24 protein-coding genes are annotated in these 22,500 nt (G+C 60.3%); 15 read left to right on the top strand and 9 right to left on the bottom strand.

Translation table 11 applies throughout. From position 1 onward, the window contains the following. The 5 genes from BLU24_RS21775 to BLU24_RS21755 all read left to right on the top strand — a co-directional run bounded on the left by BLU24_RS21775 (position 1) and on the right by BLU24_RS21755 (position 4,722). Positions 1-711, top strand: coding sequence for a class I SAM-dependent methyltransferase (locus BLU24_RS21775; protein ID WP_093103775.1), 711 nt, complete (start codon positions 1-3; stop codon positions 709-711). Next, positions 708-1,094 carry a GtrA family protein gene (locus BLU24_RS21770; protein WP_093103772.1) on the top strand — a complete coding sequence of 129 codons (387 nt, stop codon included), beginning with the start codon at positions 708-710 and terminating at the stop codon, positions 1,092-1,094. Before BLU24_RS21775 ends, BLU24_RS21770 begins: the two co-directional genes overlap by 4 nt. Beyond that, positions 1,091-3,187, top strand: a complete 2,097-nt coding sequence (locus BLU24_RS21765) for a DUF6311 domain-containing protein (RefSeq protein ID WP_093103769.1) — start codon at positions 1,091-1,093, stop codon at positions 3,185-3,187. The genes BLU24_RS21770 and BLU24_RS21765 overlap by 4 nt, the downstream gene beginning before the upstream one ends. A gap of 86 nt (positions 3,188-3,273) precedes the next feature. Then, entirely contained in the window at positions 3,274-4,194 is a 921-nt protein-coding gene (locus BLU24_RS21760; RefSeq protein ID WP_093103766.1) for a LysR substrate-binding domain-containing protein, read from the top strand. Between the two features lie 165 nt (positions 4,195-4,359). Next, positions 4,360-4,722, top strand: coding sequence for a 5-carboxymethyl-2-hydroxymuconate Delta-isomerase (locus tag BLU24_RS21755; protein ID WP_093103762.1), 363 nt, complete (start codon positions 4,360-4,362; stop codon positions 4,720-4,722). 3 nt (positions 4,723-4,725) lie between these two features. Here the strand turns inward: BLU24_RS21755 and BLU24_RS21750 are convergent, their stop codons facing one another. Both BLU24_RS21750 and BLU24_RS21745 read right to left on the bottom strand, forming a co-directional pair. Continuing rightward, positions 4,726-5,661, bottom strand: a complete 936-nt coding sequence (locus tag BLU24_RS21750) for a LysR family transcriptional regulator (protein WP_093103759.1) — start codon at positions 5,659-5,661, stop codon at positions 4,726-4,728. A 176-nt stretch (positions 5,662-5,837) separates the two neighbouring features. After that, positions 5,838-7,031: a cyanate transporter gene (locus BLU24_RS21745; protein WP_093103756.1), complete on the bottom strand. Its 1,194-nt coding sequence runs from the start codon at positions 7,029-7,031 to the stop codon at positions 5,838-5,840. 413 nt (positions 7,032-7,444) lie between these two features. Between BLU24_RS21745 and BLU24_RS21740 the strand changes: the two genes are divergently transcribed. From BLU24_RS21740 to BLU24_RS21720, 5 genes are all read left to right on the top strand, one after another. Next, the gene (locus BLU24_RS21740) at positions 7,445-9,094 is read left to right on the top strand and encodes a phosphoethanolamine transferase (RefSeq protein ID WP_093103753.1); all 1,650 of its coding nucleotides are present in this window, start codon (positions 7,445-7,447) and stop codon (positions 9,092-9,094) included. Positions 9,095-9,257: 163 nt separating this feature from the next. Beyond that, on the top strand, positions 9,258-10,391 hold the full coding sequence (gene rnd, locus BLU24_RS21735) for a ribonuclease D (RefSeq protein ID WP_093103751.1): 1,134 nt from the start codon (positions 9,258-9,260) through the stop codon (positions 10,389-10,391). After that, on the top strand, positions 10,388-10,681 hold the full coding sequence (locus BLU24_RS21730; RefSeq protein ID WP_090282226.1) for a YcgL domain-containing protein: 294 nt from the start codon (positions 10,388-10,390) through the stop codon (positions 10,679-10,681). Before rnd ends, BLU24_RS21730 begins: the two co-directional genes overlap by 4 nt. 104 nt (positions 10,682-10,785) lie before the next feature. Next, positions 10,786-11,718: a D-2-hydroxyacid dehydrogenase gene (locus BLU24_RS21725; RefSeq protein ID WP_090282227.1), complete on the top strand. Its 933-nt coding sequence runs from the start codon at positions 10,786-10,788 to the stop codon at positions 11,716-11,718. A 243-nt stretch (positions 11,719-11,961) separates the two neighbouring features. Beyond that, entirely contained in the window at positions 11,962-12,411 is a 450-nt protein-coding gene (locus tag BLU24_RS21720) for a YcgN family cysteine cluster protein (protein WP_090282228.1), read from the top strand. A 170-nt stretch (positions 12,412-12,581) separates the two neighbouring features. Here the strand turns inward: BLU24_RS21720 and BLU24_RS21715 are convergent, their stop codons facing one another. The 4 genes from BLU24_RS21715 to BLU24_RS21700 form a co-directional block, all read right to left on the bottom strand. Then, a complete protein-coding gene (locus BLU24_RS21715; RefSeq protein ID WP_090282229.1) occupies positions 12,582-12,950 on the bottom strand; it encodes a YgaP family membrane protein in 369 nt (122 codons plus the stop codon). Positions 12,951-13,031: 81 nt separating this feature from the next. After that, positions 13,032-13,502 (bottom strand): RNA methyltransferase, encoded by a 471-nt coding sequence (locus BLU24_RS21710; protein WP_007911337.1) that lies wholly within the window; start codon positions 13,500-13,502, stop codon positions 13,032-13,034. Positions 13,503-13,711: 209 nt separating this feature from the next. Further along, positions 13,712-14,083, bottom strand: coding sequence for a YajD family HNH nuclease (locus tag BLU24_RS21705; RefSeq protein WP_007944009.1), 372 nt, complete (start codon positions 14,081-14,083; stop codon positions 13,712-13,714). Positions 14,084-14,132: 49 nt separating this feature from the next. Further along, on the bottom strand, positions 14,133-14,819 hold the full coding sequence (locus BLU24_RS21700; RefSeq protein WP_093103748.1) for a spermidine synthase: 687 nt from the start codon (positions 14,817-14,819) through the stop codon (positions 14,133-14,135). Between the two features lie 80 nt (positions 14,820-14,899). Here BLU24_RS21700 and BLU24_RS21695 point away from each other — a divergent pair, with 80 nt between their 5' ends. Beyond that, complete coding sequence (locus BLU24_RS21695) at positions 14,900-15,184, top strand: hypothetical protein (protein WP_090282231.1); 285 nt, start codon at positions 14,900-14,902, stop codon at positions 15,182-15,184. On the opposite strand, the gene BLU24_RS21690 is transcribed toward BLU24_RS21695, so the two are convergent. Then, positions 15,181-15,654, bottom strand: coding sequence for a cyclic nucleotide-binding domain-containing protein (locus tag BLU24_RS21690; RefSeq protein ID WP_090282232.1), 474 nt, complete (start codon positions 15,652-15,654; stop codon positions 15,181-15,183). The two genes, BLU24_RS21695 and BLU24_RS21690, sit on opposite strands and share 4 nt — an antisense overlap. A gap of 196 nt (positions 15,655-15,850) precedes the next feature. Next, complete coding sequence (locus tag BLU24_RS21685; RefSeq protein ID WP_093103745.1) at positions 15,851-17,905, bottom strand: S9 family peptidase; 2,055 nt, start codon at positions 17,903-17,905, stop codon at positions 15,851-15,853. A gap of 224 nt (positions 17,906-18,129) precedes the next feature. Between BLU24_RS21685 and BLU24_RS21680 the strand changes: the two genes are divergently transcribed. Genes BLU24_RS21680 through BLU24_RS21670 form a run of 3 tightly spaced genes read left to right on the top strand, consistent with a single transcriptional unit; the run spans position 18,130 to position 19,974 of the window. Then, positions 18,130-18,627, top strand: a complete 498-nt coding sequence (locus BLU24_RS21680) for an MFS transporter (protein WP_093103742.1) — start codon at positions 18,130-18,132, stop codon at positions 18,625-18,627. A gap of 15 nt (positions 18,628-18,642) precedes the next feature. Next, positions 18,643-19,419 (top strand): class II glutamine amidotransferase, encoded by a 777-nt coding sequence (locus BLU24_RS21675; protein ID WP_093103739.1) that lies wholly within the window; start codon positions 18,643-18,645, stop codon positions 19,417-19,419. 12 nt (positions 19,420-19,431) lie between these two features. Further along, a complete protein-coding gene (locus tag BLU24_RS21670) occupies positions 19,432-19,974 on the top strand; it encodes a DUF2937 family protein (RefSeq protein ID WP_090282236.1) in 543 nt (180 codons plus the stop codon). A gap of 106 nt (positions 19,975-20,080) precedes the next feature. Here the strand turns inward: BLU24_RS21670 and BLU24_RS21665 are convergent, their stop codons facing one another. Next, entirely contained in the window at positions 20,081-20,995 is a 915-nt protein-coding gene (locus BLU24_RS21665) for a LysR family transcriptional regulator (protein WP_093103736.1), read from the bottom strand. 158 nt (positions 20,996-21,153) lie between these two features. On the opposite strand from BLU24_RS21665, the gene BLU24_RS21660 reads away from it, so the two are divergent. After that, complete coding sequence (locus BLU24_RS21660; RefSeq protein WP_093103733.1) at positions 21,154-22,440, top strand: MFS transporter; 1,287 nt, start codon at positions 21,154-21,156, stop codon at positions 22,438-22,440. Positions 22,441-22,500: the final 60 nt, after the last annotated feature.

Below are 22,500 nucleotides of genomic sequence, written 5' to 3'. Positions count from 1 at the left end.
ATGGATCTCAAGGAAACCGACATCCTCGGCGACAGCATCGATGAGCATTGGTATTACAGCTCCAAGGCCGCGGCCACGCGACGCTTGCTTGGCGACGGGCCGATCCAGCGGATTCTCGATGTGGGCGCCGGCTCGGGTTTCTTCTCGCACCACCTGTTGACCCACACCCTGGCGCGCGAGGCGTGGTGCGTCGACATCAGTTACCCTGCCGATTCCAGCGGTACTGCCGCTGGCAAACCGGTGCATTATCGCCGCGACATCGACCACGTCGACGCCGATCTGGTGCTGCTGATGGACGTGCTCGAACATGTCGACGACGACCTCGGCCTGCTCAAGATGTACGTCGACAAAGTGCCGTCAGGCAGCCGCTTTCTGATGACCGTGCCGGCGTTTCAGTTCCTGTGGAGTGGTCATGACGACTTTCTCGAACACAAGCGCCGTTACACCCTGGCGCAGTTCGAAACCCTGGCGCGCGATGCCGGTTTGACGGTACAGCGCGGTGCGTATTATTTCGGCGCGGTGTTTCCGCTTGCCGCAGCGTTGCGTTTGCTGCCGCAGGGCGCACAGGCGCAACCGCCGCGCTCGCAACTCAAACGTCATCATCCGCTGGTCAATACCGTGCTCAAGACGCTTTGCAGCCTTGAGTTGCCGCTGATGGGCATGAATCGTCTGGCGGGTCTGAGCGTATTTGTACTGGCGCAGAAACCGTGACCCCAAGCGAAAGAGCCGCGTTTATCCAGCGTGGCGTGCGCTTTGCCGTGACCGGTTTGTTCGTCACGGCGTTGCATGCGTTGGTCGCGATCGGGTTCATCAACTTCATCAGTCCTTTGCCGCCCTTGGCCAACGGCGTGGCGTTCGCCGTGGCAACGGTCATGTCGTATGTGATCAACACCACCTGGAGCTTTTCGGCGCGGTTACATGGCCGAACGCTGCTGCGGTTTCTGCTGGTGTCGGTCGGCGGATTTTTCCTCGCCATGTTGGTCGCCTGGGCGGCGCAAATGGCGGGGCTGCATTATTTGCTGGGCATCGTGGCGGTAGCGCTGACAATTCCGGCTTTCACGTTTGTGCTGCATAACTTCTGGACGTACCGATGAGGGAATTGAACAAGCATCCGGCCCTCGCGCTTTTGCCTGTATTGCTGGGTGTGCTGGCGTTTTTGCTGGTGATCGGCCCGCATGTGCTGGACCCGCAGAACATCGCCTGGCTCAAGGACGGCGACCCGGCAACGCATTACCTGGGCTGGGTAAATTTCCGTCATGGCCCGTGGACATTTCCGCTCGGGCTCAATCCGTCTTATGGACTGGAGCTGGGCAGTGCGGTGATTTTTTCCGATTCCAATCCGCTGCTGGCAATACTGTTCAAAGCCGTCGATGGCTGGTTGCCCGAGACGTTTCAGTATTTCGGCTTATGGTTGCTGGCCTGTTTTGTCTTGCAGGCCTGGTTCGGCTGGAAACTGCTCGGCCTCATCACCGATAACGCCGCGCTGCGCCTGTTGGGCTGCGGATTGTTGGTGTTCTCGCCGCCGATGTTCTTGCGCACCGGGGGGCACCTGTCGCTTGTCGCGCACTTTCTGATTCTCGCCGCGTTGTATCTGGCCTTGCATCCGGCACTTGAGCGGCGTCGCCTGGCCTGGGGGACCTTGCTCGGCGCGACGGCGTTGGTGCATGCCTATTTATTAGTGATGGTGGCGTTGATCTGGGTGGCTGACCTGTTCGGTAAAGTCATGGCCGGCAAGCTGAGTCGGCGTCGGGGGCTGATCGAGTTCGGTGGATTGTTTGCTTTGGTCAGCGTGTGTTGCTGGCAGGCGGGCTATTTCAGCATCGTCGACGGGGCGGGCGGCGGCGGTTTCGGCTGGTACCGAATGAATCTGCTGGCGCTGATCGATGCGGGTGGCTGGTCGTACGTGTTGCCGAGCTTCGCCAAGCGCGGCGGCGACTACGAAGGTTTCAACTATCTGGGCCTCGGTGTGTTGATGCTGTTGCCGTTGGCAACGATTGCACTGTGGCGAAGCAACATCAGGCTGAAGTCGCTGCTGCTTCGCTGGCCATGGCTGCTGGTGGCATTGATCGGGCTGAGCCTGTTTGCGCTGTCCAATCAGATCGGCTTCGGCGCACACACGGTCAGTTATCCGCTGCCGAGAACCATTGAGGGGCTGGCGAGCATTTTCCGCGCTTCGGGGCGGATGTTCTGGCCGGTGTTCTACACCTCGGTATTGCTGGTGATCTATCTGATTGTGCGTGGATACCGGGCGCCAGTCGCCATCGGCTTGCTGGCGGTGGCGTTGACCACACAAGTCATCGACACAAGTATTGCCTGGCAGGGGCTGCGCGCGACGAAAATGCTGCCGCCGTCCTCGGTGTGGACCAGCCCGATGCGCGACCCGTTCTGGGCAAGCGCCGCGGCTCACTACCAGTACATCCGTGCCCTGATGCCGAAAAACCAGTCGGATCAATGGCAGCCCATCGCCTGGTTTGCCGCGACGCATGGCTTGAGCACCGATGCCGTGTATATGGGACGCATGAGCCCCAAGGCACTCGACCAGGCGCAGCGTGATGCACAACGCCGGCTGAGTTCTGGAGAATATGCGGCCGATTCGCTGTACATCCTCGACGATGACGCGCTGGATCTGGCGGTGAAGAGTGTGCGCAGCGAAACCGACCTGCTGACCCGCGTCGACGACTTTGTCGTGCTGGCACCGGGCTGGAAGCGTTGCGAGCAATGCCTGCCAATGGTCGATGAGGGGCGCTCGATGTCGGCGCTGCCCTTGAGCCAACCGGGACTGGTGCAACTGTTCAATCACAAGAGCCGACAGTTGCTCAACGGCTGGGCCGCGCCGGAAAGCTGGGGGACCTGGAGTGAAGGGCAGGAGGCGCAAATCGCTGTGCGTGTCGCGCCGCTGAGCACTGCGATCGTCATGGACGTGCTCGCGTTCGTCATGCCGCCCCGGTTGACTCAACGGGTGATCGTCAGCATCGAGGGGGTCGAGGCCATGTCCACGCGCCTGACCCAGGTGCAAGACAACGTACTGGAAATCCCGCTCAGCGCAGCGGTCCAGGACAAATTGAAAAATGGCCAGCCGCTGATTCTGCAAATCCATCTGCCGGACGCGACCAGTCCGCGAAACCTCGGCTTGAACGATGATGCGCGCGTCATGGGGCTGGGCCTGAAATCGCTGACCGTCCGTTGAAATCGCGTTGGTTGCGCAAACGTTGATGGACGTCGGGCTCGGCGTCTTTCTACACTGCCCGCATTCCGGGGAGCAGGGGGCAAGGGATGAACCGCAATGAACTTCGCAAGGCCGATATCAACCTCATGGTGGTGTTCGAGACCTTGATGCTCGAACGCAACGTGACCCGGGCGGCGGAGAAACTGTTTCTCGGCCAGCCGACCATCAGCTCGGCACTCAACCGCCTGCGCACGATGCTCAACGACCCGCTGTTCATTCGCGTCGGCCACCGCATGGAACCGACGGCCCGCGCCGAAGATATCTTTCGTCATTTGAAACCGGCGCTGGATTCGCTGTCGGTGGCGCTGAGCCTGACCCGCGATTTCGACCCGGCCGTGAGCACCATGACCTTTCGCATCGGCCTGTCCGATGACGTCGAGTTCGGCCTGCTGCCGCCGTTGTTGCGAGCACTGCGCCAGGAAGCACCAAACGTGGTGTTCGTGGTGCAACATGCCGATTACTGGCGGATTCCCGACCTGCTCGCGGCGGGCGATATCACCGTTGGCATCAGCCAGACCCGCGGCCTGCCGGCCAACGCCAAGCGCAAATTACTGCGGCACATCCAGCCGAGCATTCTGCGCGCCGACGCCAGCGATACACCGCTGACTCTGGATGAATATTGCGCGCGTCCGCATGTACTGGTTTCGCACACGGCCAATGTCAGTGGCTACGCCGATGAGTGGCTGGCGGAGCTGGGTCGCACGCGCCAGGTCGTATTGTCGGTGCCGCAATACAGCGCGTTGCCGGCGCTGCTGGCCGGCACGGATCTGATCGCCAGCCTGCCGGATTACACCGCGGCGGCGATGGCTGCGTCTGGATTGCTGTTCCAGGAACCGTTTCCGTTCAAGACGCCGATGCTGGACCTGTCGATGGTCTGGCTCAGCCACGTCGACAGCGATCCGGCCGAGCGCTGGTTGCGTTCGCGGCTGGAAGCCTTCATGAGCGAACGGCCACAAAACCCGCTCTGATACACATACCCTCTGTAGGAGTGAGCCTGCTCGCGATTGCGGTGTGTCATTCAACATAAGTGTTGCCTGACCCACCGCTATCGCGAGCAGGCTCACTCCTACAAAAAGCCTGGGTGCGACTGTGGTATATGTACCGCCCTACGCCCCACCGACCGGAGACTTTCAATGCCCCATCTGCACATGGAATACACCGCCAACCTGCCGCTGAACGCCGATGTTGCATTGATCCGGCTCAACAACACTTTGGTGGGCTCCGGTCAGTTTGCTGCCGAGTTCGATATCAAGGGCCGTGCGGTCAAGGTCGCGACATTCAAGGTCGGTACCGCGCTCGCCGAGCGTGCTTTCGTTCACGTCAAACTGGCATTGCTCAGCGGGCGGTCGCCGGAGATCAAGAAGCAGTTGTCGCAAAGTCTGCTGGCGGCGTTGCAGGACATCTGCGAATGGCCGGCCGGTGTCGAAGTGCAATTGTGCGTCGAACTGCTCGACATCGATCGCGAGTCCTACAGCAAAGCTGTGGTGGGCGTGTAGGACTCAGCTTGCATCGAGTTCGCTGCACACGTTGACCACCTGCTCGCGCAGCCAGACGTTGGCGCTGTCCTGATCGACGCTCTGGCACCACTGCATGTCGAGGGTGAAGCCGGGTAAGCCGTTCGGCGCCTCGCAGTGATTGAACACGGCCTCGTTGGTCAGTAGGCGCTGGATACGGCGGGGCAGGGTGAGGATGAAATCGGTGCCGGTAATCATCTTCAAGGCAGCGCTGTAGCTGTTCGAGCGCGCGACGATCTGGCGTTTCTGCGCCTGCCGCGCCAGCCAGCCATCGACCATGTTGGTGGATGAAGTCCAGGGGGTCGGGAAAACGTGGCGGCGCTCGGTGAAGGCTTGCAGGCTCAAGCGCGGTTCCAGCGGTGTAGCGCGTTTGTCGAACACGCAAACCAGATCATCTTCCAGCAGCAGGCGTGATTTCAGGTCGTTGTGCTGGCGATGGAAATTGGGGCCGAAGCTGATCACCAGATCGAGGCTGCCGTCGCGCAGTTCCTCTGCCGGGACGTCGGTCTCGAATTTGTGCATGTTGACCATCACCGGCAAATCGTCGAAGTCGAAGCGCTTCAACAGCCGCGGCAGGATCAGTTGCTCGAAATATTCCGGTGCGCAGATGTTGAAGGTGACGGCTTGCTGGCTCGGGTCGAACGTCGGGGCGCCGGCATGACAGAGGTTGATGCTTTCGATGATCTTCTGCACATGGCCGTACATGCTGCTGGCCTTGTAGGTCGGGCGCATGCCGGTGCGGGTGTTGATGAACAGTTCGTCTTCAAAACTGGTGCGCAGTTTTTTCAGGCAGTAACTGACGGTGGACTGGCTGACGAACAGGGTTTCCGACACATCGGTGACGCTGCTCTGCTCATACACGGCGACAAATACCATGAGGTCCTGCATGTCGAGCTTTCGAAGCAAGTTACTGTTCAGCATCCGTTCTGTCTCGCTGTGCTCCTTGCGCTGAAACCGCGCAAACGTGTGCGAACGATCCTAGCGGAACGATGGTGCCAGGAGAAAGCCCTGTAAGACATTTCACGGTCACATGTGGGACAGAAACTTTTAGCAACACGACGTTATCGATCAAAGCGGATAAAGCTGGCCAGAGGCCTTCAGCTCGCTGGTGAAAAATGTCGGCGGTAGTGCCGCGGATCGAAGCGCAACACCATCAGCAGCATCAGCGCCATGACTGCCGTCAGCGACCACCACGCCCATTCGAAGCTGCCCAGGCGGTCGCGGATCAACCCGGCCAGCATTGGCGAGAGCCCGGCGATCAGATATCCGATGCCCTGCACGAACGCCGTCAGGCCACCGGCCCGCTGCGGGTCGTCGAGGTGATCGAGCGCGACGATCAGGCTCATCGGAAACAAGCCACCGATGCCCAGACCCAGCAGGCACGGCCAGAGCAGGCTCAAATGCTGCGGACTGAGGACCAGGCCGCAGAACCCGGCAATGATCAGCGCCAGCAAGGCCACCAGGATTGCGCGCCGATCGCGGCTGCGGTTGGCGATAGCGGGAACGAGCAGGCCGGAAATGACCTCCATCGCTGTCAGAAAACCCAAAACCAGCCCGGCATTTTCTTCGCTCCAGCCTTGTTCAACGTAGTACGGAGCGAGCCAGGCGAGCACACAGGTGTAGGACGCAGTCCCCAGTCCGAAGAAAATCGCCAGTAACCAGGCACGACCGTTACTGGCGAAAACGTCCTTCTTCGCGGCCAGCGTCAGGCTATCGCGCAATTGACGCCCTTGTGCCCACCAGACCAACAGCGCCATTACTGCCAGCAAGGACCATACCGCCAGACCGATACGCCAGCTCGCGGTCTGCACCATCACCCAGGGCGCGAAGGTCGCCGCCAGTGCCGCGCCGCCCATGATCGAGGTGACATACAGGCCCATGCACAGCGCCACATTGTCGGGGAAGCGCGACTTGATCAACGCAGGCATCAACGCCTGAATCAACGCAATGCCGATGCCCGCCAGCACGGCGCTGATAATCAACCCGGCCGCCGTATCGACAAACAGCCGCGCCAGCGTTGCCAGCGCAATGATCAGCAGCGACAACAACACCGTGCGCTGTTGACCGAAGCGTTGACTGATTGCCAGACCGAAAAACATCGCCAGCCCCATGGCCATCACTGGCAGCATGGTCAGCAGTGACGCCAGGCTGAAACTCAGCGGGATTTCACCGCGAATGGCCGACAGCAGGGGACCGACCGCCGCCATCGACGGCCGCAGATTGAGCGCGACGAGGATGATGGCGAGCATCATTCCCACAGCAGGGCGAGTGGTGGCGTGGGCGGTTTGCATGGCATGTCCTTCATAAGCGCAGACCGGTGATTAGGCGCGGAGCCGTGCATGCCGGGCAAACCAGAAAATCCACAGGCCTATTCAATAATTCAATACCGCCTGGGCCCTCTGTAGGAGTGAGCCTGCTCGCGATAGCGGTGTGTCAGGCAACACTTTTGCTGAATGACACACCGCTATCGCGAGCAGGCTCACTCCTACGTGAGTTAAGCGAGTTTTCTGAATAAAGCCTGAACCATTCTCAAATACATACTTGGTCCAGCGATATTATTAAAGGCCAACTAATCGTTGGCGTCTTTTTCACAAAAAATTGATGGTTGCCTGCCTAAAGTTTGCATGCACTTGGTTAATGAATTTTTCATAAATGAAAAATTCGTTATCAGCCAAGGCTCTTCTTTTCAGGAACAGCCCTTTCTATGTTCAAGTCAAAAGCCGTGCGCCCGGAATGGGTGACGTTGATCGCCAGTGCCTTTCTTCTGATCGGTTTCAATCTGGTGCTCTGGCAGCACCTGTTCGCGATCACCGGTGGCGATGGCCGGGGCATCGCCATGCGTGTGGCTTTTGCTGTGATGATCCTGGCGGCATTCAATCTGGTGTTGACGGCATTTGCCTTTCGCCCGCTGCTCAAGCCTGTGCTGATCGTGCTGTTTTTAACCAGTGCCGGTGTGGCTTACTTCATGAACCAGTATGGCGTGATGATGGACGCCGGCATGTTTCGAAACTTTGCCGAAACCAATGTCACGGAAGTGCGCGATCTGCTGTCGTTGAAGTTGTTTGCTTTTATTTTATTGCTCGGTGTCTTGCCTTCATGGTTGTTGTGGAAAGTGCCGGTTGATTATCGTCGCTGGCATCGCGAAGTTTTCAGTAAAGTTGTGGTGAGTGTTGCCAGCGCTGCCGTTATTGGCGGTGTGGCATTGGCAAACTATCAAGGCTTGTCCTCGCTGTTTCGTAATCATCATGAAATTCGCTTGATGCTGGTGCCGAGCAACTTTATCGGCGCTTCTGCTGGTTACTTGCGTGAACAAGTAGCGTCCGCACAGCAGCCGTTCATCAAAATCGGCGAAGACGCCCAGCGCAATCCGGACATCAAACTGCAACCGCGTAAATCCCTGACAGTGTTGGTGGTCGGCGAAAGCGCCCGTGCGGAAAACTTCGGCATCCTCGGTTACCCCCGCGATACCACCCCGACACTCGACAAGGAAGCCGGGCTGATCGCCTTCACCGATGTTCATTCCTGCGGCACGGAAACCGCCGTGTCGGTGCCGTGCATGTTCTCCAACATGGGCCGCAAGAACTACGACGCAAGCAAGGCGAAGAATGAAGAAGGTCTGCTCGATGTGCTCAAGCGTGCCGGTATTGACGTGATCTGGCGCGATAACCAGTCGGGCTGCAAAGGTACTTGTGATCGCGTCACGGTGCAGGATGTGAGTAATCTGAAAGATCCGGCGTTATGCGCCAACAGCGAATGCCGCGACGAAATTCTCCTGCAAGGCCTGCAGAGCTTTATCGATCATCTGGACAAGGACACCGTGTTGGTATTGCACCAGATGGGCAGCCACGGCCCGGAATACTTCAAGCGCTATCCGAAGGAGTACGAGCACTTCACCCCGGTCTGCGAAAGTAACGCGCTGAACAATTGCAGCCGCGAAAGTATCGTCAATGGCTACGACAACACGCTGGTTTACACCGACCATGTGCTGTCGAGCCTGATCGATGTATTGCGCAGCAATCAGGACAAAGTCGATACCGCGATGTTGTATCTGTCCGATCACGGCGAGTCGCTGGGCGAGTACAACCTGTTCCTGCACGGCACGCCTTACATGCTGGCGCCGGAACAACAGAAACATGTGGCGATGCTGGCGTGGTTCTCCGACAGCTATCAAAAAGCCTACTCGGTCGATACACACTGCCTGCAAATGAGCCGCGACAAACCGCTGAGCCAGGACAATCTGTTCCACTCGATGCTCGGCCTGCTGGAAGTCAAAAGCAGCGTTTATCAGGCCGATCTGGACTTGTTTGCCGGTTGCCGTGGTGCGGTGATCGACGGCGTGCTGGCCAAGGATTGAAAAATCTCGGGCCCGCCCCGCTGATGCGACGGGCCTGTCTGTTTCCTCTGTCAGACTATTCTTTCTATCTCGCAGGACATTTCGTTACAGCTGTTACCCTTCCCAGGCGCGTAAATCGCCGGTGGCGATATATACTGCGCGCCATTCTTCAAGGGAGAGCCGTGTGGCTATCGATATTCACTGGATTCGCGACAACGAAAGCCTCGCGCAGTTTTGCGCCGAGTGGCAGCAACTGCCGTTCGTTGCCCTCGACACCGAATTCATGCGGGTCGACACCTTCTATCCGATTGCCGGCCTGTTGCAGGTGGGCGACGGCAAACGCGCCTACCTGATCGATCCGCTGACCATCAATGCCTGGCAACCGCTGGCGGCGTTGCTTGAAAACCCGGCGGTGCTGAAAGTACTGCACGCCTGCAGCGAAGACCTCGAAGTGCTGTTGCGTCTGACCGGCAGCCTGCCAGCGCCGCTGTTCGACACTCAGTTGGCTGCCGCGTACCTGAACCTCGGTTTCTCGATGGGTTACTCGCGGCTGGTGCAGTCAGTGCTCGGCATCGACCTGCCCAAAGGCGAGACCCGTTCCGACTGGTTGCAACGTCCGCTGTCCGAGACGCAGATCAGCTACGCCGCCGAAGACGCCGTGCATCTGGCCGAAGTATTTGTCGAACTGCAGCCCAGGCTGTCCGCCGACAAGTTCGCCTGGGTGCTGGAAGATGGCGCCGAACTGGTCGCCAACCTGCGCCGCGAAACCGATCCGTACGAGGTTTACCGCGAGGCCAAGCTGGCGTGGAAACTGTCCCGTGCGCAACTGGCCGTGCTGCGTGAACTGTGTGCCTGGCGCGAGCGTGAGGCGCGAGCCCGCGACCTGCCGCGCAACCGCATCATTCGCGAGCATTCGCTGTGGCCGCTGGCCCGCACGCAACCGGACAATCTCGCCGCGCTGGGCAAGATCGAAGACATGCACCCGCGTACCGTGCGTCAGGACGGCCAGTTTCTGCTTGATCTGATCAAGCGCTCTGGCAGTGTGGGGCCTGATCAATGGCCGCCCGCCGTCCCGGAGCCGTTGCCGATCGAAGCCGCTGCGCTGATCAAACGCCTGCGCGCACTGGGGCAGGCCGAGGCCGAGCGTCTGGATATCGCGCCGGAACTGATGCTGCGCAAGAAAACCCTCGAAGCGCTGGTCAAAAGCGGCTTCCCCGAGGGGCCTTACCAATTGCCCGAGTCGTTGCGTGGCTGGCGCCGCGAACTCATGGGCCAGAAGCTGCTCGACAGCCTGGCCACCGCCGGAGAACAGCCTTGAAACGTATCTGCTCCATCTACCAAAGTTCCAAGCGCAGCGGCATGTACCTTTACGTGCTCAAAAGCGATGCGCTCGAGCGCGTGCCGGAAGCGCTGATGCTGGCGTTCGGCAAAGCGAAACACTCCTTCGATCTGGTGCTGTCGCCTGCGCGCAAACTGGCCAGCGAAGACATCACCGTGGTTCTGGAAAACCTCGACAAGCAGGGCTATCACTTGCAGATGCCGCCAGCCGAGGACGAGTACATCGAGCACTTGCCCGAAGAGTTGTTGCGCCGCAACGACCCGGTCTGATCGGCGAGGCTCTGTTCTGAGCCTCGATCCACCCTGGAACTGTTTTTACCGCGATGGCCGCCGGAATCCGGCGACCGTCTGCACGGCTTGCGAAAGGTTTGAAAATGCGCGTTCTGATTGCTGAACACGACCACGCGATATACGCCCGGCTGCTGCGTCAGGCAGCGCCGGAGCTGGAAGTACTGACCAGCGGCGACTCCGCCGAACTGGCGCGGCAGGCCGCCGATTGCCCGGTCTGGCTGGGCCAGCCCGATCTGCTGGCGACGCTGTTGCGCCAAGGGCATCAGCCACAATGGCTGCAATCGACCTGGGCCGGGATCACGCCGTTGCTCGCCGACGGCTTGCGCCGCGATTATCGCCTGACCCGTGCGGTGGGGATTTTCGGTCAGGTGATGGCTGAATACGTGCTGACCTACATCCTCGGCCATGAGCGCGAAGTGCTGGCGCGTCTGGTCAGCCAGGTCGAGCGCAAGTGGGACAACCGCAGTGGCCAGAGCCTGGTCGGGCGCAAGGTGCTGATCGTCGGCACCGGCGATATCGGCCAGAGCGTGGCGCAGTTTCTGTTGCCGTTCGGCATCGAGTTGTACGGCATCGCCAGCAGCGCCCGTGAGCAGGCGCCGTTTGTCGAAGTCGGCTCGATGGCTGACCTGCCGCGCCTGGTGGGGGAGGTCGACTACGTGGTCAATCTGCTGCCCAACACCGAGCACACCCACGATATCTACGATGCGGCGCTGTTCAAGCAATTCAAACCGACCGGATTGTTCATCAACGCCGGGCGGGGTGTTGCGGTGGTTGACGCTGATTTGGTGGAAGCCCTGAAAGAAGGGCATCTGGCCGGCGCAGTGATCGACGTCTGTCGGCAGGAACCATTGCCGCAGCGCCACCCGTTCTGGACGGCGTGGGGTTTGTTGCTGACCGGGCACAGCTCGGCGCCGACTTCACCGCCGTTGATGGTGCAACTGTTTGTCGACAACCTGAAGGCCTATCAGGCGGGTGAGGCATTGCGCGGCGAAGTGGATTTCGACCGCGGTTATTGACTCGCCGCTTGCCGGAAGATGCACAACACCTGTGGGAGCCAGCCTGCTGGCGATTGCGCAGTGTCAAACGACAATAATGTTGCCTGACAGGCCGCTTTCGCCAGCAGGCTGGCTCCCACAATGGTTTGTGGTGCGGCTCATAGGCGACGACCAGGATTTACCGACAGTCGCCAGCGCTTGGCCGACAGCCCCGCGGGCACTAGACTGGCGGCCTTTTCACCACCTGATGTTGATGCTTGAGCCATGGCCGCGATAGTCGAACCGTTCTGGAAACGCAAAACCCTCGATCAGCTCGATCACGAGGAGTGGGAATCGCTGTGCGACGGCTGCGGTTTGTGTTGCCTGCAGAAACTCGAAGATGAAGAAGACAACAGCGTCTATTACACGCGCATCGCCTGCAAACTGCTGGATCTGAAAACCTGTCAGTGCAGCGATTATCCGAACCGCATCCAGTTCGTCCCCGACTGCATTCAGCTCACACCGGGTCAGGCCGAAGAATTCAAATGGCTGCCGCCGACCTGTGGCTATCGTCTGGTCAGCGAGGGCAAGGACCTGCCGTTGTGGCATCACCTGGTGTGTGGCGACCGCGACGCGGTGCACCACGAGCGAATTTCCCAGTCCGGGCGCATGCTGGCCGAGGGCAGCGTGCCGGAGGACGACTGGGAAGATCACCTGATCTTTCGCGCGGGTTGAGCCAGCAATCGGATCAGGCTTGGCGCTGACCTGCGCCTGTCAGACCGCTATCGCCAGCAGGCTGGCTCCCACACGTTTCGTGTCGTACATTCGGCTTGAGTACAATCCACAACCCCTGTGGGAGCTGGCCTGCCAGCGATGGGGCCGGCAGAAGCGCTAAAGGTTCTGGATCAAACCGCAGCTTTCGGCGACTTCAGCGAATCATTGCCGGTCACGGTGGCAGTTTCAGTCGCCACTTCGGCATTGGTTTTCAGCTTGTTCAGTTCTTCCCCGGCGCGCTCGATCTTCGCCCGCACGTTGTTCATGTCCTGACGACTTTTCTCCAGCAGGCTCTTCGCCGAGCAGTGCCCGGTAATCCCGCGGGCCATGGCCATGCCGCCCAACGCGACCTGAATCAGGCCGAACACACCCCCGCGGCGCAGCCCTTTGCCGACCATCAGCACGCCGCCGGTCAACGAGCCAATGCGCTCCCAGCCGTGGACGTTCTGGTTGGAATGAGATTGAAACGGGGTCGATTCGACGCGCTTGAGCTCGGACATGATGGTTCTCCAGGCAATCAATGATGGATAAACAAGCTGACTGCCGCGGCGACCAGCTTGTTCCATCGAATGTGCGACGCTTCAGCGGAATTTCGGTCCGGAGCGAGTGTTCAGGCCTTTGGCCATGCGGTCGTACAACACGACGTTGACCGTGGCGGCGAGGTTCATGCAGCCGGTGGTCGGGATGTACACGACGTCTTCACACCAATCGCGGATCTCTTTGTCCAGCGAGCCGTCTTCCGGGCCAAAAATATACAGCGCGCGATCCGGGTGGGTGTATTCCGGCAGCGGGCGGGCGCCCTCGACCAGTTCCACGGCGACGGGTACACAGTTGAGCGGGAGGATCTTTTTCAGATCATCGATGCCGATCAGCGGAATGTCGTAGTGCACGCGTTTGGTATCGGTGACGAAGTCCGCGGCGCGTTCATAACGCTTGCCGGTATAGAACACCGACGCCACGCCATAGCAGCCGGCGGCGCGCATCACCGAACCGACGTTCTCGGGTGACTTGGGGTTATACAAACCAATGCAGCTGTACCGTTTGTCTGCCACGAGCGGGGTGCCTTCGGGAAAAAGAGCGCGATTATACGGGGATTGGGGGAGGGCGGGCAGATTCAAGATCTGCGGTGTTTGGCCCGGCCTCATCGCTGGCAAGCCAGCTCCCACAGGTTTTCCGGGATACACACAAAATTTGTGAACGATCCTGATCACTGTGGGAGCTGGCTTGCCAGCGATGAGGCCAGTTCAGGCGATGAAGATCGTTAGTCTTCTTTTTTCATCAGCCCGGCCAGTGCGGCAAACGGGTTATGCGTGGCCTTGGCGATTTTCGGCGTGCTCAGCGAGCCTTCGCCGAAATACTGCTGATCGGTATAACGCGAGTGCTCGTTGTCGTGGCAGTACAGGCACAGCAGCTCCCAGTTCGAGCCATCCTGGGGGTTGTTGTCGTGGTTGTGGTCGCGGTGGTGCACGGTGAGTTCGCTCAGGCGCTTGCCGGAGAACTCACGGGCGCAGCGGCCGCAGACGTGCGGGTACATCTTCAGGGCTTTGTCGCGGTAGCCCATTTCCTTGTCGCGCTGGTTGTCGGCGAGGATGCGGTCCAGCTTCGACGTATTGGTGGGGGTGGACGAACTCATGGGTTCACCTTTGTAGAAAGACAAATGACGGTTATGCGCAGAGTTTAGCTCAGCCCTTGAGCTTCTCGGCAATCCAGATCGTGTGGCGGGTGCCCTTGTTGCCGTGGGCGAAGACCTGGACTTCCTCGGCCTTGAAGCCGGCCTTTTTCAATTTGTCGGAGAATTGCCGGTCAGCGCTGGCCGACCACACCGCGAGTACGCCCTTGGGGCGCAAGGCCTTGGCGCAGGCATTCAGCCCGGCGGCGGAGTACAGCCAGCTGTTGGCCTTCTGGGTCAGGCCTTCGGGGCCGTTGTCGACGTCGAGCATGATCGCGTCAAAGCCGTTGGGTTCGCTCTGCAGCACATTGGCCACGTCTTCCTGACGGATCACCGTGCGCGGATCGAGCAACGGCCGACCGGACTTTTCACCCAGCGGGCCGCGATTCCACTCGACCACGCCAGGCACCAGCTCGGCGACCACCACCTCGGCGCTTTTGCCCAGATGCTTGAGCGCCGAAGCCAAAGTGAAACCCATGCCGAGGCCGCCAATCAGCACCCGCGAATCCGGCCGTCCGGCGACCTTGCGGCAGGGAATCTCGGCCAGCGCATCCTCGGAACCGTGCATGCGCGTGTTCATCAATTGCCCGCCGTCGCCGCCCTGGATCTTGATGACGAAGTCCTCGCCATACTCGAACAGGCACAGGGCACCGCCGCTTTCAGGGATCGGGGTGGTGTCGAGCAGAACGAAACGTTTCATGGAAATCTCTACAGGGGGGAAGGCAAGCAGGCTTGTTGGGAGTAGCCTGAGCACAGACTAGAGGCCAAACGGAGCCCTTGATGAAGCGCACCATTCTAACGGTCATTGCCCTGGCCGCGCTCGCGATTACTGCGGCGCAGGCGCAGCAGGCGATTCCGGTCAGCCCGACGCCGCAACCCGGTTCGCCCGGTACTGCGACACCAACGCCGTATCCGCAGATTACACCGATCACTTTGCCCAAATCCGGCGCCGGCAGTGGCAGCCCGCCGCTGGTGCCGATCGAAATGCCTGGCCCGCCAAGCAAGGATCAACCGGTGCCGGGCATCGATCCGAGCGGCACCAAGGCCAAATCCCCCGGCGGTTAAACCTGCTGCGCCGCCAGTTGACCGTCGGCCATGCGCAGGCGTTTCGACAGCGAGACGGCGAGGGCGCGGATGATCTTCGCGGCGATCTTCGGGGCGTCGTTGAGCATTTTTTCCAGCGAATCCTTGCCCAGGTTCAGCAACTGGCAGTTGCTCGCGGCAATGCAAGTGGCGGAGCGCCGCTCGCCGTCGAGCACGGCCATTTCGCCGAACGCCCGGCCGCTGCGCAGGGTGGCCATGGTGATGACCTGGCCGTCGGCGCCGGTTTTCTGCACCGCCACCTGGCCGGTGTGAATGATGCACATGAAGCTGCCGGCATCGCCCTCGTGAAAGATCGCTTCGCCTTGCGCCACGGTGCTGATGCTGAAGTAGCCGGACGCGGCGGCAAAGTCGGCCAGTTGCAATTGGTCGAACAGGCCGCAGTCCATCAGCCAGTCGCGGATTTCATTGTTCAGTAAGGTCGGTTCTGACATGTCGTCACGGTCTTTTTGTTTTCACATTTTCAGGCGTTACACGATCCCCTTGTAGGAGTGAGCCTGCTCGCGATAGCGGTGTGCCATTCAAATTACAGGTGACCGACACACCGCTATTGCGAGCAGGCTCACTCCTGCATGGGTTCTGTGGAAGGCTCGGGTCTGGAGTTAAGACCCAAGCGCCCCACAGAGTTCCTCAGGCGAGGCCCAAAACCTTGAACACAAACGCATATTCGAGCGCTACGTCACGTAATCCCTGATAACGCCCGCTCATCCCGCCATGCCCGGCGCCCAGTTCGGTCTTGAGCAGCAGCGGATTGTTATCGGTCCTGGTCGCGCGCAATTTCGCCACCCACTTGGCCGCTTCCCAATATTGCACGCGGCTGTCGTTGTAGCCGGCGATCACCAGCAGCGGCGGATAAGCCTGCGCGGTGACGTTTTCGTACGGCGCGTATGCCTTGATCCGATCATAAACGTCCGGTTCTTCCGGGTTGCCCCACTCGTCGTATTCGGTGACGGTCAGCGGCAGTTCCGGGTCGAGCATGGTGTTGAGCACGTCGACGAACGGCACCTCGGCAATCGCCACGCCGAACAGGTCGGGACGCTGGTTCAGCACCGCGCCGATCAGCAAGCCACCGGCGCTGCCGCCGCTGATCGCCAGTTTTTCTGCGGTGGTGATGCCGTTGAGAATCAGAAACTCGGCGCAGGCGATGAAATCGCTGAAGGTGTTGTGCTTGTGCTCCTGTTTGCCGGCGCGATACCAGGCCTCGCCCAGTTCGCCGCCGCCACGCACGTGGGCGATGGCGAAGGCCATGCCGCGATCGAGCAGGCTCAGACGCGCGTGGGAAAACCACGGATCCAGACTGGAACCGTAAGCGCCGTAACCATAGAGATACAGCGGCACCGGTTTGCCGAGCATTTCGCGCTTCATCACCAGGCTGATCGGCACTTGCGTACCGTCCGGCGCGGTCGCCCACAGACGCTGGCTGACGTAGGCGTCGGCATCGAACGGGCCAAGCACCGGCGTTTCCTTGAGCACCGTTTGTTCGCCCGTGGCGAGGAGCAACTGACGCACCTGCGCCGGGCGGTTCAACGCTTCGTAACGCAGGCGAATGCGGTCGCTGACGAATTCCAGGCTGTTTTGCACATAAAGGCTGTAGGCCGCGTCCGGCAATTGCACGCGATAGGGTGCCAGACCGTGCGGGTGCACTTCGATAATCGGCAAGCCACCTTCGCGCAGGCTCAGGGTCATGGCTTGGGCATTGAGGCTGACGCCGTCGAGCATCACCTCGTCGTTGTGCGGAATCAGGTTCTGCCAGTCCGCCTCGCTCGGTACCTCGCCAGTGTCCGGGGCCTGATACAGCGCATAGTTGATGCCGTCGCGGTTGCTGCGGATGAACCAGGTCCAGACCCCATCGAGCATGCCGTGGTCGACGTCGTATTCATGGTCCTCGACTCGCGGCGCCAGGCAGGTGAACGGCAGGTGCGGCTGGTTGGCGTCCAGCGCCCAGACTTCACTGGTGGTCTTGCTGCCCAGCGACAGCAGCAACTGCTGCTCGGAACTTGCGCGATAGCAATGCAGGAAAAAGCGCCCGTCCGGCTCGTGAAACACTTCTTCCGCTGCGGTGCCGTCGAGGCGATAACGGAACAGTTTGTGTGGGCGATGGGTATCGTCGAGCACGCCGAAAAACAGGGTCAGGCTGTCGTTGGCCCAGGTCATGCTGCCGTCGCAGTCGGCAAATTCCAGCTCGCTGACCCGGTCGCTGGACAGCTCTTTGACGAACAGTGTGTAAATCTCATCGCCCGAGGCATCGACGCTGTAGGCCAGACGCTGATGGTCGGGGCTGATGCTGAACGCGCCCAGCGAAAAAAATCCGCCGTTGGCCAAGGCATTCGGGTCGAGCAGTAATTGTTCGCGGCTTTCATCGAGGGTCAGGCTGTCGTCGGCCGGACGCGGGCAGCGATAGTGCCGGGCGTATTCGTCACCTGCGGTAGTGCGCGTGTAATACAGGTACGGGCCCCACGGCGACGGCAACGACAGGTCGGTTTCGAGGATCCGGCCCTTGATCTCGTTGAACAGGGTTTCGCGCAGCTCGGCCTGGTCGGCGGTTTGCGCTTCCTGGTAAGCGTTTTCGGCCTTGAGGTAATCGAGCACCGCGTCGGTGTCGCGCTCCTGCAGCCAGGCATACGGGTCGGCGCCGGGCGCCCGGTGGGCGATCGGTGCAGTGATGACGTTGGCGGATTCGGGCATGGAAGGCTCTCGGACAATTCGGAATAAGGGTTTTCGCGGGTCTTGAAAGCGCCGCAAAACCCTGTAGGAGTGAGCCTGCTCGCGATAGCGGTGTGTCATTCAAATCAATTCTGATTGAGATGCCGCTATCGCGAGCAGGCTCACTCCTACAGGGTGTGTGTCTATTGGGACAAGCCGCATGGGCGAAAAGTCGTTACTATAAGCGCCTCTTTGCCTGCCTTGCCATGGACACCATGACCGAGAACGACTATCTGATCGCCTGGGGCCTCTACGCCTTTGCCGCCGTAGGCTGCCTGTTGGTATGGATGCGCCTGACCACCTGGATGTGGCGCTGGTTGCGCGAGCCGCTGCGTGTGCTGATGGCGGTGTTGCTGTTCAGCCCGACCATTGTCGATCCGGTGAAAGCCAAGGTCGCGCCGGCCATCGCCATTACCGCCCTGGACCTGCTGTTCAAGGTCGGCAACAACGCCTGGCGGGCGGTGTCCGATCTGTTCATGTACGGCATGATCGCGCTCGGCATCTATCTGGTATTCGTATTGATTCGGCTTCCAATCGAGCGCGCCTCCAAAGCACGCCGCGAGCAGGCCGAAGCGGCCAAGGCTGCGGCGCGCGCCGATGACCGCGACGACGATCAGCCATTCGGCGGTGCTGGTGACGACCGTTACGGCCGCCCGCCCGTGCCGAACAATCCGCAGCGCATGCGGGTCGAGCCGCGTCTGTAATCCGAGAGTCCGCACATGTGTGAATTATTGGGCATGAGTGCCAACGTGCCGACCGACATCGTGTTCAGCTTCACCGGCCTGATGCAGCGCGGCGGTCGTACCGGCCCGCACCGCGACGGCTGGGGCATCGCCTTTTATGAAGGTCGCGGCTTGCGCCTGTTCCAGGACCCGGCCGCAAGCAGCGAGTCGGAAGTCGCCAACCTCGTGCAGCGCTACCCGATCAAGAGCGAAGTGGTCATCGGCCACATTCGTCAGGCCAACGTCGGCAAGGTCTGCTTGTCCAACACCCATCCGTTCGTTCGCGAGCTGTGGGGCCGCAATTGGTGCTTCGCCCACAACGGTCAGCTCGCCGAATTCACTCCGATCAAAAGTTTCTACCGCCCGGTCGGCGATACCGACAGCGAAGCGGCGTTCTGCGATCTGCTCAATCGCGTGCGGGCCGCGTTCCCGGAGCCGGTCGATATCGAAATGCTGTTGCCGGACCTGGTCGCAGCTTGTGCTGAATATCGCAGCAAAGGCGTGTTCAACTGCCTGCTCAGTGATGGCGACTGGCTGTTCTGCTATTGCTCGACCAAACTGGCGCAGATCACTCGGCGTGCACCGTTCGGCCCGGCGCGGCTCAAGGATGTCGATGTGATCGTCGACTTCCAGGCGGAAACCACGCTCAACGACGTGGTGACGGTGATCGCCACCGAACCGTTGACCGAAAATGAAACCTGGACCCGCTACGAACCGGGCCAATGGAGCCTGTGGCGACGCGGCGAATGCGTCAGCCAGGGCAAGACCGAATAAGGATTGCACCTCATGTTGCTCAGTTATGTACGGCTGGTGTTGTTTGCGGCGGGCCTGTTGATCGGTGTCCAGGTGCCGGGGTTCATCAACGATTACGCCCAGCGTGTCGAAGCACATCTGATCGAAGCGCAGACCGGTCTGCGTGGCTTCCAGGGCACCGCCGATCAGTTCTTCAAAGGTGACATGCAGGCACTGGTCGCGCATTACCGCGCCAGCGAAGACCCGATATTCCGCAGCGATGCCGACAGCCTGAACACCTTGCTCACCCGTCAGGTTGCGCTGGATAAACAGTTCCAGGCGATGCAAGGGCCGTGGTACATCCGCTTTCTGCAAGTGGTGCTGGCCGCCGATCCGGACATTCGCAAGGAAACCTGGAACGGCTACAGCTATCAGATTCTGCTGACCCCGGAGGCGATGATCTGGGGCATGAGTGGTGCGCTGCTGCTGTCGTTCGGCATCGAATGCCTGTTCCGCCTGATTGACTGGGTGGTGCTTGGCGGCCGACGCCTGCGCCAGAGCCGACCGATCGAAGACCGCGACGTGCGCGGCCTTTGATCGTTCCCACGCTCTGCGTGGGAATGCAGCCCGGGACGCTCTGCGTCCCTTTCAAGCCGAACGCGGTGCGTCCGTGGAGGTATTCCCACGCAGAGCGTGGAAGCGATCATGACGTGAGAGTGATGCAGTCCTCGCCCACCTTGCGCGCATAGTCCGCCAACACCTGCCGACACAACGTCACAATCTCCTCGACCCACTCAACCCCGATCCGCCACGACACCACCACCGGCAAATCCGGCGGTCGCTGATCAATATTCAACAGGATCAAATCCCCCCGCGCCAACTCTTCGGCCACCAGCACCGGCGGCAGCACACCGATACCAAATCCGTCGCGCAACAGTCGCGTGATCGCCGACACCGAATTCACGCAATTCATACGTGGCGCCAACACGCCATTGGCCTGCATCAACGCCAGCAAGTCCTGATGCGGCCGCGAGTTCTTCGAATAAGTGATGATGCGTTCCTGCGCCAGTTCGGCGAGGTCGGCGTAGTCGCGGTGGTAGATCGACTGGCGGGCGACTATCCAGCCCAGCGGATGGCTGGCCAGTTCCAGACTGCGCACGCTTTCGTGGCGGATCAGATCGGTCTGCAGAATGATGTCGAGAAAGCCTTTTTGCAGTTGATCGCAGAGGTTCAGCGCCGTGTCCGCGACCAATTCGATTTCTACTCGTGGATACAGATCGGTCATCTGCGCCACCAACGGGCTGAGCCAGGTGTGGATCACCGTGTCCATCACACCGATGCGCACCCGGCCGATCTTGCTCGAGCGGGTCTCGATCGACTGTTTCAGTGCCGCCATGGTGTCGAGCATCTGCTCAGCATAGTCGAGCACTTTCAGGCCTTCGGGCGTCAGGCTCACGCCGCGCGAATCACGCAAAAACAGCTTCACCCCTAGCTCGCCTTCGAGCACCGCGATGCGGCTGGAGATCGACGCCTGCGTGGTGAACAGCTTGTCGGCGGTCAGGCGAAAACTCTTCAGTCGGGCGACCCAGACAAAGGTTTCGAGAAACTTCAGGTTCATGGGCAAGGCTCGGGTGACAATTTTTTCTTATGCCTAAGGCGGGTTTTTATTCGTTGGACGCACAAGCGCCGTGCGGCGAAAAATCGGCGCATGCGGTTCCCACGATAGGCCTCGTCGGAGCTTCGAACAAGACCAATAAAAACCTGCGGAGATTTGCCATGAGTGCTCCCGACACCCTCCCTTTATCCACGCCTGCGGCACGTCCGGGGCCGTTTGACTGGTATCGCAATATCAACCAGCAGGAGCGCCGCACCTTCTGGAGCTGCAAGATCGGCTATGGCCTCGATGGCATGGACACGCAGATGCTCAGTTTCGTCGTGCCGACCCTGATCGCGATGTGGGGCATCAGCACCGGCGAAGCGGGGCTGATTCACACCAGCACCTTGATCGCCTCGGCCATTGGCGGCTGGGTCGCCGGTATTCTCTCCGACCGCATCGGCCGAGTGCGCACCTTGCAACTGACGGTGTTGTGGTTCGCCTTCTTCACTTTTCTTTGTGGCTTCGCGCAAAACTACGAACAGTTGTTGATCGCGCGCACCTTGATGGGCTTCGGTTTCGGCGGCGAATGGACCGCGGGCGCGGTGCTGATCGGCGAGGTGATCCGCGCCAAAGACCGCGGCAAGGCGGTGGGCATGGTGCAGTCCGGCTGGGCGTTGGGCTGGGGCCTGACGGCGATTCTCTATGCCGTGCTGTTTTCGCTGTTGCCACCGGAAGACGCTTGGCGCGCACTGTTCATCCTCGGCATCGTGCCGGCGGTTTTCGTGATTTTCGTGCGGCGTCTGGTGAAAGATCCGGAGATCTACCGCGAGGCCAAAGCGGCGCAAACGCCGGACAATCCGGCGAAGTTCTACGAGATTTTCGCCCCGGGCATGCTGTTCACCACGTTCCGCGCTTCGTTGCTGACCACCGGCGCCCTCGGCGGTTACTACGCGATTACCTCTTGGCTGCCGACCTTTTTGAAAAACGAGCGAGGCTTGAGCGTGTTAGGTACGGGCGGCTATCTGGCGATGGTGATTGTCGGTTCTTACGTCGGCTATGTGATCAGCGCCTATCTGACCGACCTGCTGGGGCGCAAAAAGAATTTCATCCTGTTCGCGGTGGGCTCGTTCACCATCGTTCTGCTCTATACACAGATGCCGGTGAGCAACGGGGTAATGCTGTGGCTGGGCTTTCCACTGGGCTTTTTCGCTTCAGGGATTTTCAGCGGCATGGGTGCGTTTCTCACTGAACTGTTTCCTACCCGTATTCGCGGATCCGGGCAGGGCTTCTGCTACAACATCGGTCGCGCACTGGCGGCACTGTTTCCGCTGTTGATCGGCCTGCTCAGCCAGAAGGTGCCGTTGAGCGTAGGTATTGGTGCGTTCGCGGCGGTGTCGTATGGCGTGGTGATAATCGCCGCGCTGAGCCTGCCGGAAACCCGTGGCAAGCAACTCGACGCGCAGTAACTGATAACCTGCCAGGCAAAGTCCTACAGATAAAAAGATCAGCACCTACAGGAGTGTTCA

Origin of the sequence: Pseudomonas sp. Z003-0.4C(8344-21), assembly GCF_900104975.1 — a bacterium.
GTDB classification, from domain to species: Bacteria; Pseudomonadota; Gammaproteobacteria; order Pseudomonadales; family Pseudomonadaceae; genus Aquipseudomonas; species Aquipseudomonas granadensis.
Note: the sequence above shows the minus strand (reverse complement) of the source record. Positions and strands in the feature narration are given on the sequence as shown.

What these genes read in the sequence shown, in the direction of transcription:
- BLU24_RS21775 (WP_093103775.1), top strand. Translation starts at nt 1, where the DNA reads ATGGATCTCAAGGAAACCGACATCCTCGGCGACAGCATCGATGAGCAT.
- BLU24_RS21765 (WP_093103769.1), top strand. Translation starts at nt 1,091, where the DNA reads ATGAGGGAATTGAACAAGCATCCGGCCCTCGCGCTTTTGCCTGTATTG.
- BLU24_RS21760 (WP_093103766.1), top strand. Translation starts at nt 3,274, where the DNA reads ATGAACCGCAATGAACTTCGCAAGGCCGATATCAACCTCATGGTGGTG.
- BLU24_RS21755 (WP_093103762.1), top strand. Translation starts at nt 4,360, where the DNA reads ATGCCCCATCTGCACATGGAATACACCGCCAACCTGCCGCTGAACGCC.
- BLU24_RS21750 (WP_093103759.1), bottom strand. Translation starts at nt 5,661, where the DNA reads ATGCTGAACAGTAACTTGCTTCGAAAGCTCGACATGCAGGACCTCATG.
- BLU24_RS21745 (WP_093103756.1), bottom strand. Translation starts at nt 7,031, where the DNA reads ATGCAAACCGCCCACGCCACCACTCGCCCTGCTGTGGGAATGATGCTC.
- BLU24_RS21740 (WP_093103753.1), top strand. Translation starts at nt 7,445, where the DNA reads ATGTTCAAGTCAAAAGCCGTGCGCCCGGAATGGGTGACGTTGATCGCC.
- BLU24_RS21725 (WP_090282227.1), top strand. Translation starts at nt 10,786, where the DNA reads ATGCGCGTTCTGATTGCTGAACACGACCACGCGATATACGCCCGGCTG.
- BLU24_RS21720 (WP_090282228.1), top strand. Translation starts at nt 11,962, where the DNA reads ATGGCCGCGATAGTCGAACCGTTCTGGAAACGCAAAACCCTCGATCAG.
- BLU24_RS21715 (WP_090282229.1), bottom strand. Translation starts at nt 12,950, where the DNA reads ATGTCCGAGCTCAAGCGCGTCGAATCGACCCCGTTTCAATCTCATTCC.
- BLU24_RS21705 (WP_007944009.1), bottom strand. Translation starts at nt 14,083, where the DNA reads ATGAGTTCGTCCACCCCCACCAATACGTCGAAGCTGGACCGCATCCTC.
- BLU24_RS21700 (WP_093103748.1), bottom strand. Translation starts at nt 14,819, where the DNA reads ATGAAACGTTTCGTTCTGCTCGACACCACCCCGATCCCTGAAAGCGGC.
- BLU24_RS21695 (WP_090282231.1), top strand. Translation starts at nt 14,900, where the DNA reads ATGAAGCGCACCATTCTAACGGTCATTGCCCTGGCCGCGCTCGCGATT.
- BLU24_RS21690 (WP_090282232.1), bottom strand. Translation starts at nt 15,654, where the DNA reads ATGTCAGAACCGACCTTACTGAACAATGAAATCCGCGACTGGCTGATG.
- BLU24_RS21685 (WP_093103745.1), bottom strand. Translation starts at nt 17,905, where the DNA reads ATGCCCGAATCCGCCAACGTCATCACTGCACCGATCGCCCACCGGGCG.
- BLU24_RS21680 (WP_093103742.1), top strand. Translation starts at nt 18,130, where the DNA reads ATGGACACCATGACCGAGAACGACTATCTGATCGCCTGGGGCCTCTAC.
- BLU24_RS21675 (WP_093103739.1), top strand. Translation starts at nt 18,643, where the DNA reads ATGTGTGAATTATTGGGCATGAGTGCCAACGTGCCGACCGACATCGTG.
- BLU24_RS21670 (WP_090282236.1), top strand. Translation starts at nt 19,432, where the DNA reads ATGTTGCTCAGTTATGTACGGCTGGTGTTGTTTGCGGCGGGCCTGTTG.
- BLU24_RS21665 (WP_093103736.1), bottom strand. Translation starts at nt 20,995, where the DNA reads ATGAACCTGAAGTTTCTCGAAACCTTTGTCTGGGTCGCCCGACTGAAG.
- BLU24_RS21660 (WP_093103733.1), top strand. Translation starts at nt 21,154, where the DNA reads ATGAGTGCTCCCGACACCCTCCCTTTATCCACGCCTGCGGCACGTCCG.